The sequence below is a fragment of the Pseudomonas sp. NPDC089406 genome (assembly GCF_044900265.1).
Taxonomy (GTDB): Bacteria; Pseudomonadota; Gammaproteobacteria; order Pseudomonadales; family Pseudomonadaceae; genus Aquipseudomonas; species Aquipseudomonas fakonensis.
In genome coordinates this window covers 24738-40069 of sequence record NZ_JBJDNC010000025.1, presented here as the reverse complement: position 1 = coordinate 40069, position 15332 = coordinate 24738, and the positions used below count along the sequence as shown (strand labels likewise).

13 protein-coding genes and 1 riboswitch are annotated in these 15332 nt (G+C 65.1%); of the genes, 5 read left to right on the top strand and 8 right to left on the bottom strand.

Annotation, left to right across the window (positions count from 1 at the left end; all coding sequences use genetic code 11):
* Positions 1-198: 198 nt before the first annotated feature.
* Genes ACI2KK_RS18055 through ACI2KK_RS18035 form a run of 5 tightly spaced genes read right to left on the bottom strand, consistent with a single transcriptional unit; the run spans position 199 to position 3953 of the window.
* Positions 199-1128 carry a LysR substrate-binding domain-containing protein gene (locus tag ACI2KK_RS18055; protein WP_404669936.1) on the bottom strand — a complete coding sequence of 310 codons (930 nt, stop codon included), beginning with the start codon at positions 1126-1128 and terminating at the stop codon, positions 199-201.
* A 17-nt stretch (positions 1129-1145) separates the two neighbouring features.
* The gene (locus tag ACI2KK_RS18050) at positions 1146-1655 is read right to left on the bottom strand and encodes a flavin reductase family protein (protein WP_404669935.1); all 510 of its coding nucleotides are present in this window, start codon (positions 1653-1655) and stop codon (positions 1146-1148) included.
* A gap of 25 nt (positions 1656-1680) precedes the next feature.
* Positions 1681-2712, bottom strand: coding sequence for a methionine synthase (locus ACI2KK_RS18045; RefSeq protein WP_404669934.1), 1032 nt, complete (start codon positions 2710-2712; stop codon positions 1681-1683).
* A gap of 26 nt (positions 2713-2738) precedes the next feature.
* Positions 2739-3725 (bottom strand): DUF1852 domain-containing protein, encoded by a 987-nt coding sequence (locus tag ACI2KK_RS18040; protein WP_404669933.1) that lies wholly within the window; start codon positions 3723-3725, stop codon positions 2739-2741.
* A 30-nt stretch (positions 3726-3755) separates the two neighbouring features.
* Positions 3756-3953 (bottom strand): hypothetical protein, encoded by a 198-nt coding sequence (locus ACI2KK_RS18035; protein ID WP_404669932.1) that lies wholly within the window; start codon positions 3951-3953, stop codon positions 3756-3758.
* A 122-nt stretch (positions 3954-4075) separates the two neighbouring features.
* A riboswitch (cobalamin riboswitch) is annotated at positions 4076-4274 on the bottom strand.
* 334 nt (positions 4275-4608) lie between these two features.
* On the opposite strand from ACI2KK_RS18035, the gene ACI2KK_RS18030 reads away from it, so the two are divergent.
* The 5 genes from ACI2KK_RS18030 to ACI2KK_RS18010 all read left to right on the top strand — a co-directional run bounded on the left by ACI2KK_RS18030 (position 4609) and on the right by ACI2KK_RS18010 (position 10419).
* Positions 4609-5502: a LysR substrate-binding domain-containing protein gene (locus ACI2KK_RS18030; protein ID WP_404669931.1), complete on the top strand. Its 894-nt coding sequence runs from the start codon at positions 4609-4611 to the stop codon at positions 5500-5502.
* Between the two features lie 91 nt (positions 5503-5593).
* Complete coding sequence (locus tag ACI2KK_RS18025; RefSeq protein WP_404669930.1) at positions 5594-6298, top strand: SDR family oxidoreductase; 705 nt, start codon at positions 5594-5596, stop codon at positions 6296-6298.
* Between the two features lie 88 nt (positions 6299-6386).
* Positions 6387-6890, top strand: a complete 504-nt coding sequence (locus ACI2KK_RS18020; RefSeq protein ID WP_217884654.1) for a sigma-70 family RNA polymerase sigma factor — start codon at positions 6387-6389, stop codon at positions 6888-6890.
* Positions 6887-7852 carry a DUF4880 domain-containing protein gene (locus tag ACI2KK_RS18015; RefSeq protein WP_404669929.1) on the top strand — a complete coding sequence of 322 codons (966 nt, stop codon included), beginning with the start codon at positions 6887-6889 and terminating at the stop codon, positions 7850-7852. The genes ACI2KK_RS18020 and ACI2KK_RS18015 overlap by 4 nt, the downstream gene beginning before the upstream one ends.
* A 167-nt stretch (positions 7853-8019) precedes the next feature.
* On the top strand, positions 8020-10419 hold the full coding sequence (locus tag ACI2KK_RS18010) for a TonB-dependent siderophore receptor (protein WP_404669928.1): 2400 nt from the start codon (positions 8020-8022) through the stop codon (positions 10417-10419).
* Between the two features lie 352 nt (positions 10420-10771).
* On the opposite strand, the gene ACI2KK_RS18005 is transcribed toward ACI2KK_RS18010, so the two are convergent.
* From ACI2KK_RS18005 to ACI2KK_RS17995, 3 genes are read right to left on the bottom strand one after another with little or no spacing between them, the layout of a single operon-like run.
* Positions 10772-12100, bottom strand: coding sequence for a TolC family outer membrane protein (locus ACI2KK_RS18005; RefSeq protein WP_404669927.1), 1329 nt, complete (start codon positions 12098-12100; stop codon positions 10772-10774).
* A gap of 1 nt (position 12101) precedes the next feature.
* Positions 12102-13442 (bottom strand): HlyD family type I secretion periplasmic adaptor subunit, encoded by a 1341-nt coding sequence (locus tag ACI2KK_RS18000; protein WP_217843617.1) that lies wholly within the window; start codon positions 13440-13442, stop codon positions 12102-12104.
* Positions 13443-13444: 2 nt separating this feature from the next.
* Positions 13445-15184, bottom strand: coding sequence for a type I secretion system permease/ATPase (locus tag ACI2KK_RS17995; RefSeq protein ID WP_404669926.1), 1740 nt, complete (start codon positions 15182-15184; stop codon positions 13445-13447).
* Between the last annotated feature and the right edge of the window lie 148 nt (positions 15185-15332).

The following is a 15332-nucleotide window of genomic DNA, read 5'->3' as shown; positions in this document are numbered from 1 at the left end:
AGGGCCTGCAAACCGAGGCCTTGTGTCGGGGCTATCGGCCTCATCGCCGGTAAGCTGGCTCCTACAGGATTGCGCCGAACCTGAACCCAGAGCTGTATCTGTAGGAGCCGGCAGGGCCTGCAAACCGAGGCTTTGTGCCGGGGCTGCCGGCCTCATCGCCGGCAAGCCGGCTCCTACAGGTTCGGCGCCGACTCGCGCTCAGCCAGCCCCCTGCGACACCGCATTCACGCCCTCCAGGGTCGCGAACGAAATATCCTTGGCGGTCAGCAAGAAGTCACTCATGTAGGGCACCTCGAGCATGTCGCTGCGCACCGCCGCGTACAGCGTGGCCTGCAAGCCGGTTTCGCCCAGGCGTCTGGCCAGCACATAACCGCGCGAACTGTATTCATGCACCGCCCAGTTCGGCAGGCAGCACACGCCACGGCCGCTGGCCACCAGTTGCATCATCATGATGGTCATTTCGGCGGTGCGCACCTGGGCCGGCTCGATGTCGGCCGGGTCGAGGAAGCGGGTGAAGATATCCAGCCGGTTGCGCTCGATGGGGTAGGTGATCAAGGTTTGCCCGGCGAGGTCGGCAGGGGTCAGGCAGGGTTTGTCGCGCAGGAGGTGATGTTTGTCGATGGCCAGCATCGCCTCGTAGCCGAACAGCGGTACGTAGGTGATCCCTGGCAACTCCACCGGGTCGGAGGTCACCACCAGGTCGAGGTCGCCGCGCTCCAGGGCCGGCAGCGGGGCGAATGACACACCGGAAGCCAAGTCCAGCTCTACCTCCGGCCAAGCACTGCGAAACTCGTCCAGCGAGGGCATCAGCCACTGGTAGCAACTGTGGCACTCGATGGCGATATGGAGGCGGTCGGCCGCACCGCTCACCAGCCGGCTGAGGTTGCGCTCGGTGCTGCGGATCTGCGGCAGCACCTGGTCGGCCAGTTGCAGCAGCTTCAGGCCAGCAGTGGTGAAACGCACCGGTTTGGATTTGCGCACGAACACCGGCATGCCGATGCGGTTTTCCAGCTCGCGAAACTGGTGCGACAACGCCGACTGCGTCAGGTGCAGGCGCTCGGCCGCATCCGGCAGGCTGTCGGTTTCGCGCAAGGCATGCAGCGTACGCAGGTGTCTCAGATCGATCATGGGTAGCGGGCTGGCCCTCAAGGCGCGTCGTGCGCGGCGAGGTTGCAGTATTGTCCTTTGAAGTACAGCAAGGGTTGGGCCGCCGTCGTCTCTTCAACGTTCAGCGCTTTCACTTCACCGATCACGATCAGGTGGTCACCTGCGGCGTGTTCGGCGTGGATCTCGCAGTCCAGCCAGTGCAGGCTGCCGGCAATCAGCGGGTTGCCCAGCGGCGATGCCTGCCACTGCACGCCCTGCCACTTGTCCGTGCCCCTGCGAGCGAACTGGTTGGACACCCCAACCTGTTCGCCGGACAGGATGTTCACCGCAAAGCGGCCCGCCTTGCGTATTGCCGGGTAGCTGGCCGAGCTGGACATCACGCTGAACGACACCAGCGGCGGGCTCATCGACACGCTGTAGAACGACTGGCAGGTAAAACCGAGCGGCTGCCCATCGATGAGCGAGGTGATCACCGTGATACCGGATGCGTAGTGCCCGAGGGCTTCGCGAAAATGCGACGGCGCTATGGCCAGGCTGGAACGTGACATGGTCGGACCTTCGGGTGGCGTGTCTTCAACGGGCCAGCAGTTCGCGGCGCACGATATCTGCACCGGCGCTCAGGGCCTGCAACTTGCCGCGAGCCACCTGGCGGGGCAGGGGGGCCATGCCGCAGTTGGTGCACGGGTAGAGCTTGTCGGCATCCACGAACTGCAGGGCCTTGCGCAGGGTGGCGGCGACTTCCTCGGGTGTTTCGACGGCATGGTTGGCCACGTCGATCGCACCTACCATCACCTTCTTGCCGCGGATGAGCTCGATCAGCTCCATCGGCACATGGGAGTTGTGGCATTCCAGCGAGACGATATCGATGCTGGATTTCTGCAGCTTCGGGAAGGCCTCCTCATACTGGCGCCACTCGGAGCCCAGGGTCTTTTTCCAGTCGGTGTTGGCCTTGATGCCGTAGCCGTAGCAGATATGCACGGCGGTTTCGCATTTAAGGCCTTCGATGGCGCGTTCCAGGGTGGCGACGCCCCACTCGTTCACTTCATCGAAGAACACGTTGAAGGCGGGCTCGTCGAACTGGATGATGTCGACCCCGGCTGCCTCCAGCTCCCTGGCCTCCTGGTTGAGGATCTTGGCGAACTCCCAGGCGAGTTTTTCGCGGCTTTTGTAGTGGCTGTCGTACAGGGTGTCGATCATGGTCATCGGGCCTGGCAGGGCCCACTTGATCGGCTGGTCGGTTTGCCCGCGCAGGAACTTGGCGTCCTCGACGAACACCGGTTTTGGCCGGGCAACCGCCCCCACCACGGTCGGTACGCTGGCGTCGTAACGGTCGCGAATTCTGACCGTTTCGCGCTTTTCGAAATCAACGCCGCTCAAGTGCTCGACAAAGGTGGTGACGAAGTGTTGGCGGGTTTGCTCGCCATCACTGACGATATCAATGCCGGCGTGTTGCTGTTCTTGCAGCGCCAGGCGCAGGGCATCTTGTTTACCTTCGAGTAAACCTTCGTCTTGCAACTTCCAGGGCGACCAGAGTGTTTCTGGCTGTGCCAGCCAGGACGGTTTCGGCAAGCTGCCGGCAGTGGAAGTGGGGAGCAGTTTTTTCATGGGGTGACCTTAATATTCCGTGCGGTTCAGGCTGCGTATTGGGCGGACCATTGCTCGAGTATCGAGTGGTAAGGCTTGATGAAGTGATCTTCGGCAAACTTGCCCTGCTCGATCGCCAGCCGGCTGCGCTCCTCGCGGTCGTAGACAATGCGGGTCAATGAATAGTCTTGATGCTGCAGGCTGGGCTGGTAGCACTTCCCGGCGGCAGAATTGGCATTGTAGATTTCCGGGCGGTAGATCTTCTGGAAGGTGTCCATGGTGCTGATGGTGCTGATCAGTTCCAGGTCGGTGTAGTCGCCCAGCAAATCACCGGCGAAATAAAATGCCAGCGGCGCGACACTGTTCGGCGGCATGAAGTAACGCACCTTCAGGCCCATTTTTTCAAAGTATTCATCGGTCAGCGAATAGGCATCCTGCTGGTATTCAAAGCCCAGCACCGGGTGCAGGTTTTCGGTGCGGTGGTAGGTTCTGCTGCTCGAAACGCTCAGGCAGATGACCGGTGGCTTGTCGAAATTTTCGGCGTAGGCGCTGGAGCTCAGGAAGCGTTTGAACAGTTTTCCGTGCAATTCGCCAAACTGCTCCGGCGTGCTGAATGCTGGCCGGTTCTTGTTGTGCCCGAGGAGCAAAACGCTGAAGTCATAATCGCGCACATAGGACGAAAAGTTATTGCCGACCATGCCGGCAACACGCTTGCCGGTATGTCGGTCAATGAGGGTGGTCTTGAGGATTTCGATCAATGGCAGGGCGTTATCGCCGTGTTTGCCATCGATATTCAATTCGGCAGATACAATCTCGAGTTCGACGCTGTAGCGGTCAGCCGTGGGGTTGTCCCAGTGCGCCAGTGTATTGAAGCGGTTATCGATCATGCGCAAAGTATTGCGCAGGTTTTCCTGGCGGCTTGCACCCCTTGCCAAGTTGGCAAAGTTGGTAGTGATGCGGGTGTTATCCGACGGCTGATAATGCTCGTCGAAACGAATGCTCTTGATCGAGAACTCAAAGTTATTAATCGTCATGGCCGGTGGTTCCACTCGAGTTTCATAAGCTCAATAATTGAGGCGCAGTGTAGGGAGGGGGCGCTTCGAGTGGAACTGAATTACTTTCACAAAAGCTTTAGCCATGTTCATGACCCCGCGTAGTGCGCAAGTTTTCGGTTTGCCGCGATGGGCAAATGCCCGCAGCTGATGCGCGGCGAGCCCAGGCAGGGTCGCTACCACAAGCAGGGTAAGGGCGCGGGTCAGCATGGGGGCGATCTCCTGTCGAACGTTACGCGCAAGATGCGTACGGACAGGCATCACCTTGCCCCGTGCAGGCACGGGGCAGCACCCTGGACAGGGTGAAGGATGGCCATCCCGGACACCCCGCCGGTTGGTGAATGTTTGCCGGCAGGTCTCCTGACTGATGCGTCATGGCCTTGCTCCAACCTTCCCGGACTTTGTCCAGTGGCGTATCAGGAGCAGGCTCGGCACCTACAGTTGCGGGGGCAGTTCCGTTTGGCTCGCATGCAGGCGAGCGACGGATTCCCTATTAATTCCGAGGTGGAAACCGGCGGCGGGCATCCTAGACCATCGGGCGGGTGATGGGAAGGTTGGTGTTATGCGGCCCGTGGGCGCGCGCCTGGCCTACCATCAGCCAGTGGCATCCTGTTCAGCTCACCCAGCATCAAGCATTGCCGGAGATCGCTCGGCTTCGGCGGGAGCCACTGTCTTGTGCTGCTCGTACTGGCCTCATCGCCGGCAAGCCGGCTCCTACAGGGGAGCGCGTAAGGCTGGATATCGCGTACCCCTGTAGGAGCCGGCTTGCCGGCGATAGGGCCCGCCCAGGCACTGCAAACCCTTCCCCAATCCGCGCCCGAGCGTTAGCCTCTGAGCACCCAAAGCCAATAGATTTTCCACACCCATGCCCGCCGCCTTCCCCGCGCTACCCTCACTCAACGCCCTGCGCATGTTCGAAGTGGTCGCGCGCCACCTGAACTTTCGCCTCGCCGCCGAGGAACTGGGCGTCACCCAGGCCGCCGTGGCCCAGCAGATTCGCGGCCTGGAGGCGAGCCTGGGCATTCGCCTGTTCGAGCGCCTGCCCCGTGGCCTGGGCCTGACCGACGCGGGGCGCGCCTACAGCACCAGCGTGCGCGCGGCCCTGGCGATGATCGACGAGGCTACCCGCCTGCTGCGCCCGGCACCTGCACATTTCACCGTGAGCGTGACCCCCACCTTCGCCTCCAAGTGGCTGATCCCAAGGCTTGGCGACTTCGCCGAGGCCAACCCGGGCATCGACCTGCGCCTGCTGGCCAGCGACCGCCTTTCGCACTTTCACACCGACGCGGTGGACCTGGCCGTGCGCTACGGCCAACCGCCGTTCGGGCCCGGGTTGAACGTGGAACTGCTGATGGAGCAACGGGTGGTGGCAGTGGCCAGCCCGGGGTTGCTGGCCGGCAAGGGCCAGCCTTGTAGCTTCGAGGCGTTGCAGGGGTTCGTTGCGCTGCACGACGCCCATGATTACTGGCCCGCCTTCACTGCTGCGCTGTTCCCCGGCCACCCGCCGCCCACGGCGCGCAATCTGCGCTTCAACCAGACCGCGCTGGCCATCGAGGCGGCGCTGGCGGGGCAGGGCATCACCCTGGCCAGCCAGGCCTTTGTCGCCGCCGACCTGGCAGCGGGGCGGCTGGTGCAGGTGTTCGAACTGCAACTACGGCTGGACAAGGCGTTTTACCTGGTGTGGCCGCGCAACCCCCGGCAGGGCGAAGCGCTGCAGGTTGTCAAAAACTGGTTGAATCGGCAAGCAGCCGATAGCTGAGCTACTGGCTTTGCAAGCCCCGGCTGCCTCCCTCGGCCCACCAGTGGCTGCTAGGGTGAATGCATTCCAACGCAGTTCATCAGGAGGCAGCATGTCAGTACAAAAAGTGGCAATCATCACCGCCGGCGGCAGCGGCATGGGCGCAGCGGCGGCCCGGCGCCTGGCTGCGGACGGCTACAAGGTCGGCATTCTTTCGTCCTCGGGCAAGGGCGAGGCGCTGGCCGCCGAGCTGGGCGGCATCGGCGTCACCGGCAGCAACCAGTCGGTGGACGACCTGCAGCGCCTGGTCGATGCCGTCATGGCCAAGTGGGGACGTGTCGATGTACTGGTCAACAGCGCCGGCCACGGCCCACGTGCGCCGATCCTCGACATCACCGACGAGGACTGGCACAAGGGCATGGAGGTCTACCTGCTCAACGTAATCCGCCCGGCGCGGCTGGTAACGCCAATCATGCAAAAGCAGCAGGGCGGGGTGATCATCAACATCTCCACCGCCTGGGCCTTTGAACCCAGCGAGCTGTTCCCCACCTCGGCGGTGTTCCGCTCGGGCTTGGCGGCGTTCAGCAAGGTCTTCGCCGACACCTATGCCGGCGACAACGTGCGTATCAACAACGTGCTGCCCGGCTGGATCGACAGCCTGCCAGCCACCGAGCAGCGCCGCGACATGGTGCCGCTCAAGCGCTATGGCACCAGTGAGGAAATCGCCGCCACCATCGCCTTTTTGGCCAGTGACGGCGCGGCTTACATCACCGGGCAGAACATCAAGGTCGATGGCGGCTTGACCCGCAGCGTGTGAAGGGAGCGGGCCGGAGGGTATGGAAGCGCATTAATGATAAGTATTATCATGCGCGACTTTCTGACACCCGCCCCTGGAGGCCCGCCCCATGCCCCCCGCCAACCGCGACGCCGTCGGTGAGTTGTACACCCAGCACCACAGCTGGGTGGTAACCCTGCTGCGCAGCCGGCTGGGCAACCGCGAGCAGGCCCTGGACCTGGCCCAGGACACCTTCGTGCGGCTGCTGCGCAGCGAGCTGCCGGCGCCGTTGCGCGAGCCGCGGGCGTACCTTGCGACCATCGCCGGGCGCCTGTGCCTGCAGCATTTTCGCCGCCAGGCACTGGAACGCGCCTACCTCGAAAGCCTGGCGCGGCTGGAGCCTGCGCAGCAACCTTCGGAAGAAACCCGTCTGTTGGTGCTCGAAGCCCTGGACGCTGTCGGCCAGGTGCTGGACGGCCTGGGCAGCCGGGTGCGCGAAGTGTTTTTGCTGTCGCAGCTCGACGGCCTGACTTACGCGCAGATCGGCGAGCAACTGGGGCTTACCGTCAACGTGGTGCAAAAGGCCATGCTCAAGGCCTACCGGCATTGCTACGCCGAGGTTTACGGCGCATGACGCCGCACATGGCAGGCACCCAGCGCCTGGCGCCCGAGGTGCTGGAGCAGGCGATGCTGTGGACGGTGCGCCTGCAATCGGGCAGCAGCAGCGAGGCTGAACAGCACGCCTGCCAGCAATGGCGTGCGGCGGACCCGGCCCATGAGCTGGCCTGGCAGCGCCTGGCCGGCCTGGGGCAAGGCCTGCGTGACAGCACCGCCGTGCTGCCTGCGCGCAGTACCCGGCGCCTGCTGCAGGCGCGCACCCAGGTTTCCCGGCGCAGCGTGCTCGGCGGCCTGATGGGCGCCGGTGTGCTGCTGGCCAGCGGCTACGGCGTCAACCAGCGCAGCGTGCTGCCCACCCTGTTCAGCGACTACGGCACCGCCACCGGCGAGCGCCGCAACTGGCGCGTGGCGGGTATCAGCTTGCAACTGGACACCGGCAGTGCGCTGGACACTGAGCAGGTGGCGGGCCGCCAGTTGCTGACCCTCAACCGCGGCCGGGTGTTGCTGGAAGTGGGGCAGGGGGCCGCAGTCAGCCTGCGTGCCGGGCAGGCGCGAGTGCTGCCGGGGGGCGGCGCACGGCTGGTGGTGCGCCAGCAGGCTGCTGCCACCTTGGTGCAGGTGCTCGACGGCAAGGCGTTGGTGGAGTACGGGCAGGGCGGCCGCACCGGGCTCGAGGCCGGCTGGCAGCAACTGTTCAGCGCCACGGGCGTTGGCAGCGCGGCGCCGTTGCCGCTGGGGGCGGCGGCCTGGGCCCAGGGCCAACTGGTGGCCGAGCGCATGCCCCTGGGCGCGCTGCTGGCCGAGCTGGACCGCTACCGCAAGGGCGTGTTGCGCTGTGACCCGCAGGTGGCCGGGCTGCAGGTCAGCGGCACCTTTTCGCTGGACCAGCCCGAGGCCAGCCTGGATTTGCTGGCCCAGGTGCTGCCGGTGCGGGTGCAGCGGGTGTTGGGGTATTGGGCCAGCGTGGTGCCGGCCTGATCGGTCCTACAGGAGATCGCGGTCCTCTGTAGGAGCCGGCTTGCCGGCGATGAGGCCCTGAAAATTTTCATCAGCTTTCGGCAGGTTTTCCATTCTCGCGCATCAAGACAGGCAAACGCGCTGATTTCACCGCGCGCCACCCCCCTGTCTTGCCAAGGATCGTCTCGATGCTGTGTCGCCTTACCCCCCTTGCCACCTCGCTCACCGTCGGCCTGGCCATGGCCGCCTTGCACCTGCCGGCCCAGGCCGAAGTGCGCCGCTTCGATATCGCCCCCGCCAGCCTCGACTCCGCCCTGGCGCAGTTCGGCCAGCAGGCCGGGGTGATGGTGGCGGTGGATGCGCAGTTGTCCCGTGGCGTGCACAGCCCGGGGCTGCGGGGCGAGCATGAGGTGCAGCAGGGCCTGGCCTTGCTGCTGGCCGGCAGCGGGTTGCAACCTGTGCAGGTGGCTGCCGGGCGCTTCCGGCTGATCCCGCAGGCCGAAAGCAGCGGCGCACTGGAGCTGGGCGCCACCAGCATCAATGCCGCAGGCCTGGGCGCCACTACCGAGGGCACTGGCTCATACACCACAGGCTCCACCAGCACCGCCACCAAGATGAACCTGTCGCTGCGCGAAACGCCGCAGTCGATCAGCGTGATCACCCGCCAGTTCATGGACGACCAGCAGCTCAGCACAATGGCCGATGTGCTCAAGCAGACCCCGGGCATCACCATGTCCCAGGACGGTGGCGAGCGTTTCAACATCTACTCGCGCGGCAGCGGCCTGAACGCCTACCAGTTCGACGGCGTCACCACCTACCAGGAAAACCAGACCCGCAACATGCCCAGCACCCTGCTGGACATGGCCATCTACGACCGCGTGGAGGTGGTACGCGGCGCCACCGGGCTGATGACCGGCGCCGGTGACCCCAGCGGGGTGGTCAACGTGGTGCGCAAGCGCCCGACCCGGGACTTTCACGCCTATGTGCAGGGCGGGCTGGGTTCGTGGAACTATCAGCGCCTGGAGGCCGACGTGTCCGGCCCGCTGAGCGCCGACGGCGGTGTGCGCGGGCGCGTGGTGGCGGCCAAACAGACCAACCACACCTTCATGGACTGGTACCAGCAGGACAAGGATATCGCCTACGGCGCCCTGGAATTCGACCTCACCGACACCACCCTGCTGCGCGCCAGCATCGACCACCAGCGCTACCGGCCCACCGGTGCCCAGGGCGTGCCGCTGATCTACAACAACGGCACGCCCACCCACTTCTCCCGCTCCACCAGCTCCGGTGCGCGCTGGAACAGTGACCGCTTCGAAACCACCAACTACAACCTGGGCCTGGAGCAGCAACTGGCCGGTGACTGGCAGTTGAAAGTCGGCACCACCTACATGGACGTCGACCGTTACGCCTTGTCGGGCGCCTACTACAGCTCGTCGAACAACTCCAACCTGAGCCCGGACGGCACCGCCAAGATCGACCAGAGCGACGCCACCGCCACCCAGCGCCAACGGGCCATCGACGCCACGCTGCAGGGGCCGGTCGAGCTGTTCGGGCAAACCCACGAGCTGATCTTCGGTGCCAACTACTTCGACTACATCAACCGCCACCATGCCGAAGGCACCGATGATGCGGTGGTGGATTTCAACAACTGGGGCAATGAGCTGCCCAAGCCGGACACCGACAGCTTCACCCCGGTACTGGACTACGACGTGGACACCCGCCAGAGCGGCTACTTCGCGGCCGGGCGTTTCAACCTGGCCGACAGCCTGCACCTGATCCTCGGCGCGCGGGTCAGCAACTACCGCTACCACTCGCACCTGCAAAGCCTGCCCAGCGGCACCCCGTCGAACTCCAGCCTGACCGAGCGCGGTGTGGTCACGCCCTATGCCGGGCTGATCTACGACCTGACGCCTGAGCAGTCGCTGTATGTCAGCTACACCGACATCTTCAAGCCGCAGTCGTCGCGTGACAGCAGCGGCAAGGTGCTGGAGCCGGTGGTGGGCACCAACTACGAAACCGGCTGGAAGGGCGAGTTCTACGATGGCCGCCTGAACGCCAGCGTGGCGCTGTACCTGATCGAGCGCGACAACGTCGCCGAAGAAGACGGCACGGTGATCGGCACCACGGATGAAACTGCCTATCGGGCAGTCAGCGGCGCCGAAACCAAGGGCATCGACATGGAACTGGCCGGCGAGCTGGCGCCGGGCTGGAACCTGCAGGGCGGCTACAGCCATTCACGTACCGAAGACGCCGACGGCAAGCGCCTGACCACCCAGCTGCCGATGGACACCTTGCGCCTGTGGAGCACCTACCAGTTGCCGGGCGACTGGCAGCACGTGACGCTGGGCGGCGGGGTCAACTGGAACTCCAGCAGTTCGGTGTACTTCAGCCGCTACGGCGCGCGCGTCACCCAGCATGACTACACAGTGGCCAACCTGATGGCGCGCTACCGCTTCAACGAGCACCTGTCGACCACGCTGAACCTGAACAACCTGTTCGACCAGAAGTACTACAGCGGGTTTTCCGGGAGCTGGGGGCACTATGGTGCGCCGCGTAACCTGATGGCCAACCTGAGGTATGAGTTTTGAGTGACGGCCCCATCGCCGGCAAGCCGGCTCCTACAGGGATCGCGTAACGCCAGCCGAATGCAGTCACCTGTAGGAGATCACCCAGCCCTTTGGGCTGCGCTGTCGCGCAGAGAACAGAATTCGTAAGCGCGCGACATACCCTGTGGGAGCGGGTTTACCCGCGAAGCAAGCGACGCGGAGTCTGGCACCGGCTTCGCCGGTGTTCGCGGGTAAACCCGCTCCCACAGGGCCCTGCTAAATCAATGAGTTGTGTTTTGTTCTATGAGAGCCGGCTTGCCGGCGATAGGGCCCGCCCGGCCAGCACAAGGCTCGCGGGCCTCATCGCCGGCAAGCCGGCTCCTACAACGGATCACTACTGGCTCACCAGCAACTCCGGCCCCAGATACGCATTGACCTGGTCGATGTCGTCATCCCCCAAACTGCCCACCGACGAGGCCAGGCGCAGGCGCGACAACAGGTACTTGAGCTTGGCCTCGAACAAATCGTGGCGGGCGACGAATAACAGCTCCTCGGCATTGAGCACGTCGGAGTTGGTGCTGGTGCCCCCCTCCTTGAACCCCTTGCGGGTCGACAGCAGCGAACGCTCGTTGGAGGCCACTGCCTTTTCCAGCGCGCGCACCCGCAGGGCGCCGCTCTGCACGCCCCGGAACTCGCGGGTGGTGCCGGAGATAACCTCTTCGCGGGTGGCGTCCAGCTCGTCCTGGGCCTTGGAGCTGTTGGCGCTGGCCTGGCGGGTCAGGGCGCTGACGCCACCGCCGCTGTACAGCGGAATGTTCAGCTCCAGGCCGATCGAGCCGTAATGGTTGCGCTGGTTCAGCTCCGACAGCGACTGGCTTTCGCCGGCGGTGTAGCCGGCAACGAAGTCCAGGGTCGGCCAGTGGCCGGCGCGGGCGCGCTTGACCTCTTCTTCAGCCAGCTCATAACTGCGCCGCCGGGCGTGGATCAGCGGGCTGTCGGCCTGGGCCCTGACCAGCCAGTCCTGCAGGTTGCCGGGCATCAGCGGCGGGGTGGCGAAGCCCGGCTGCAAGGTGGTCAGCGAGTCCGGCGTTTCACCGATGAACTCCTCCAGCTTGCGCCGTGCGTTGACCAGGTTGTCCTGCGCCTCGATCAGCTCGGCCTCGGCCAGGTCACGGCGGGCGGTGGACTCGTCGATGTCGGTGATAGTGCCGGCGCCCAGCTCCATGCGCCGCTTGGCCGAGGCCAGTTGCTCGTCGAAGGCACCGAGCTTGGACTTGGCCAGGGTGATGGTCTCGCTGGCCAGCAGCACGTTGAAGTAGCTCTCGGCCAGGCGCACGGCGGCGTCCTGGCTCTTGGCGTCGAACACCGCGATGCTGTAGTCGGCGCGCTGCTGGCCCTGGTTGTACTCGGCCATCTTCTGCTTGTTGAACAGCGGCTGGCGCAGGCGCACGTTGGCGCCGTTGGAATCGTAGTGCAGGTCGCGGTCGAAGCCGTTCTGGCTCTGGCTGCCGTTGACCTTGTTGGTGTACGCCGAGGCGTTGATCTGCGGCAGCAGGCCGGCCTTGCCGATGGCGCGGTTCTCAAGGCCGGCCTGCCTTTCGTGCTCGGCGGCGCGGTAGGTGGGGCCCTGGTACTGCAGCAGGTCCCAGGCTTGTTTCAAATCCATGGCAGCGGCGGGCAACGCCAGCCCCATCAGGCAAACGCACAGGCTCACTCGCTTCATCTCACTGCTCCTTGAAAGCGCCGTCCACACGTTCGAGCATAGGCTTCAACAGGTAACTGAGCAGGTTGCGTTCGCCGGTCTTGATGGTGACGCTGGCGGGCATGCCCGGGCGAATGTGGTTGCTGCCCAGCAGCCCCATGCCTTCGGCGGTCACCTCCACCTGGGCCAGGTAGAAGGGCTGCTTGCTCTCTTCGTCCATCAACCGGTCGGCCGAGATGGTCTTGACCCGCCCGGGAATGTTGGGGGTGCGGGCGTGGTTGAAGGCCGGGAAGGTGATGTCCACGGCCAGCCCCGGGACCATCTTGTCGATGGCCTGCACCGGGATCATCGCGTCCACCTGCAACGGCTCGCCCAGCGGCACCACTTCCATGATCTTGGCCCCGGGCTGGATGATGCCGCCGACCGTGGCGATGCTCAGGGCCTGGACCATACCGTCGATGGGCGAGCGGATCACCGTGTGCGCCACCTCGTAGTCCAGCGCCCGCAGACGGTCGGCGAGGGTGGTGTTTTCCTTTTCCACCTCGGTCAGCTGCGATTGCACCTCTTTCTGGTAGTCGTGGTGGCGCTGCAGGATGCGCAGCTTGATCTCGGTGGCCTGGCTGCGCACCCGGGCGATGTTGTTGAGGTTTTCGGCCTGGCCTGCGGACAGGTCGGCATTGCTGCGTTCAAGCTCCAGCAGGCGGTTGCGCGGCACGTAGCCTTCGGCGGCGAGGGTGCGGGTGCCCACCAGCTCCTGGTTGAGAAAGCCCATCTGCGAGGCGCGGGCGCCGTACACCTGCTGCAGGCCTTTGAGCTGCGCGCTGGAGGCGGCGAGGTTTTCCTGCAGGATGCCGATTTCCCCGGCAAGCCCGGCGCGGCGGGTGTCCAGCAGGTGCTCCTGCAGCTCCATGGCGGCGACCAGCCGCGGGTCGCCGGCAAAGCGCTGTACCAGCGCCGGGTCGAAGGTGATGTCTTCGCGGCCGTCGCGCTCGGCCTCCAGGCGGTTCTCCACGGTTTTGCTGACGATGTACTGGGCGCTCACCGCGCCCTGTTCGGACACCGCCCGCAGGGCATCCAGGCGCACCACCTCCTGGCCTTTTTTCACCAGGTCGCCTTCGCGCACCAGGATTGCCTCCACGGTGCCGCCGGTCAGGTGCTGCACGGCCTTGCGGTTGCTGGTGACCTTGACCGTGCCGGTGGCCACTACGCCTGCGTCCAGTGGCGCCAGCCACGACCACAGCAAAAAGCCGCCAAAGCCTGCCAGCACCAGCCACAGGCCCCAGCGGGCGGGGGCGGCGACGTTGAGGTCGATGCCGTGGTCGGCATCATTGCGGGCAAGTTCGGTAGAAGGGCTGATGTGCATGTTCATTTGCTCCCGTCCTTGACCGAGGCCAGTGGGGTTGCGGTGCCTGCCGGAATCACGCTGGCCTTGCGCAGCGCGGCGAAGACTTCATCGCGGGTGCCAAGCATCTGCACGCCTCCATCACGCAGCATCAGCACCTTGTCCACCGCGCACAGCACGTTGGGCCGGTGGGAGATGAGAATTACCGTGGCGCCTCGGGCCTTGAGCTCGGCCAGGGCGTCCACCAGGGCTTTTTCGCCGACGTCGTCGAGGTTGGCGTTGGGCTCGTCCAGCACGATCAGGCTGGGCTCGCCGTACAGCGCGCGGGCCAGGGCGATGCGCTGCTTCTGCCCGCCAGACAGCGGGCTGCCGTCGGCGGCCAGGCGGGTGTCGTAGCCCTGCGCAAAGCGCAGGATCATCTCGTGCACCCCGCTGGCCTTGCTGGCGCGGATCACCGCGTCGCTGTCCACCTCGCCAAAGCGGGCGATGTTGTCGGCGATGGTGCCCTCGAACAGCTCGACATCCTGGGGCAGGTAGCCCAGCCACGGGCCCAGCTCGGCCTTGTTCCAGCTGTAGATGTCGGCGCCGTCCAGGCGCACCTTGCCGGCCTGGGTCGGCCACACGCCCACCAGCAGGCGGGCGAGGGTGGACTTGCCCGAAGCCGACGGGCCGATCACCCCAAGGCTTTCGCCGGGTACCAGGCTGACGCTGACCCCGCGCAGGATGGTGGTGTTGGTGCCGGGTGGGCCGGCGAAGGCGTTCTCCACCGCCAGCATGCCCTGCGGGCGTTGCAGCGGCATGCTCGGTGGCCGGTTGGGGTAGTCGGCCAGCAGCTCGTTCAGCCGGCCCCAGGCGCTGCGGCAACCCAGCAGCTGCTTCCACGAGGCGATCACCTGTTCCACCGGGCCCAGCGCGCGGCCGGTGAGGATCGAGCAGGCGATCATCATGCCCGGGGTGATCTTGCCTTCTATGGCCAGCAGCGCACCGGTGCCGAGGATCAGCGACTGCAGGGTGATGCGCACGAAGCGCCCGACGCTGCTGATGACCGCGGCGCGGTCGGAGGCCAGGGTCTGCATCTGCAGGATGCGCAGGTGGCTGTTAAACCAGCGCTTGCTGATGGCCGGGAGCATGCCCATGGCCTCGATCACCTCGGCGTTGCGCAGGTTGTTGTTGGCGTAGTTGGCCGACGACATGGCGGCCTGGTTGGCTTCGGCCAGCGGTTTTTGCGTGGCCTTTTCGGTGAGCCAGGCCAGGCCCATGAGAATCAGCGAGCCAATCATCGTCACCAGCCCGAGCAGCGGGTGGATGAGGTACGCCACCAACAGGTAGATCGGCGTCCAGGGGGCATCGAAGAAGGCGAACAGGCCGTTGCCGGTGAGGAACTGGCGTACCTGGGCAAGGTCCTGCAGGGCCTGGCCGGGGCTGCCGCCGGCGCGGCTCAGGTTGCGTTCGAAGGCGGCATTGAACAGGCGCCGGTTCAGCGTCATGTCCAGGCGGTTGCCCACCCTGATCAGCACCCGGGTGCGCAGCATCTCCAAGGTGCTCATCAGCAGGAACAGGCCGATCACCAGCACGGTGAGCATCCCCAGGGTGGTGATGTTGCGGCTGACCAGGGCGCGGTCGTACACCTGCAGCATGTAAACGGCAGGCGTCAACATCATGACGTTGATCACCCCGCTGAAGGCGGCCAGGGCGTAGAAACTGCTTCGCAGACGAAACAGTGCGTCGGCAAGCTCGGAGCGGGGGCTGGGGGGCTTGGACATGGCGGCTTTCCCTCTTCGAAAAACCGGTCGCCGTTGCGGCAGCCCGGGGTTGCAAATGGGGTGGGAACTCGTTGAAACGCAGGCCGGCCGCTCTGTTGGCGAATTTTCCCGAAACCGCTGCGCTACACCCACAAGCCTGAGATTAGGT

Coding starts and splice junctions, on each gene's coding strand:
- ACI2KK_RS18055 (WP_404669936.1), bottom strand. CDS start 1,128: ATGATCGATCTGAGACACCTGCGTACGCTGCATGCCTTGCGCGAAACC.
- ACI2KK_RS18050 (WP_404669935.1), bottom strand. CDS start 1,655: ATGTCACGTTCCAGCCTGGCCATAGCGCCGTCGCATTTTCGCGAAGCC.
- ACI2KK_RS18045 (WP_404669934.1), bottom strand. CDS start 2,712: ATGAAAAAACTGCTCCCCACTTCCACTGCCGGCAGCTTGCCGAAACCG.
- ACI2KK_RS18040 (WP_404669933.1), bottom strand. CDS start 3,725: ATGACGATTAATAACTTTGAGTTCTCGATCAAGAGCATTCGTTTCGAC.
- ACI2KK_RS18035 (WP_404669932.1), bottom strand. CDS start 3,953: ATGCTGACCCGCGCCCTTACCCTGCTTGTGGTAGCGACCCTGCCTGGG.
- ACI2KK_RS18030 (WP_404669931.1), top strand. CDS start 4,609: ATGCCCGCCGCCTTCCCCGCGCTACCCTCACTCAACGCCCTGCGCATG.
- ACI2KK_RS18025 (WP_404669930.1), top strand. CDS start 5,594: ATGTCAGTACAAAAAGTGGCAATCATCACCGCCGGCGGCAGCGGCATG.
- ACI2KK_RS18020 (WP_217884654.1), top strand. CDS start 6,387: ATGCCCCCCGCCAACCGCGACGCCGTCGGTGAGTTGTACACCCAGCAC.
- ACI2KK_RS18015 (WP_404669929.1), top strand. CDS start 6,887: ATGACGCCGCACATGGCAGGCACCCAGCGCCTGGCGCCCGAGGTGCTG.
- ACI2KK_RS18010 (WP_404669928.1), top strand. CDS start 8,020: ATGCTGTGTCGCCTTACCCCCCTTGCCACCTCGCTCACCGTCGGCCTG.
- ACI2KK_RS18005 (WP_404669927.1), bottom strand. CDS start 12,100: ATGAAGCGAGTGAGCCTGTGCGTTTGCCTGATGGGGCTGGCGTTGCCC.
- ACI2KK_RS18000 (WP_217843617.1), bottom strand. CDS start 13,442: ATGCACATCAGCCCTTCTACCGAACTTGCCCGCAATGATGCCGACCAC.
- ACI2KK_RS17995 (WP_404669926.1), bottom strand. CDS start 15,184: ATGTCCAAGCCCCCCAGCCCCCGCTCCGAGCTTGCCGACGCACTGTTT.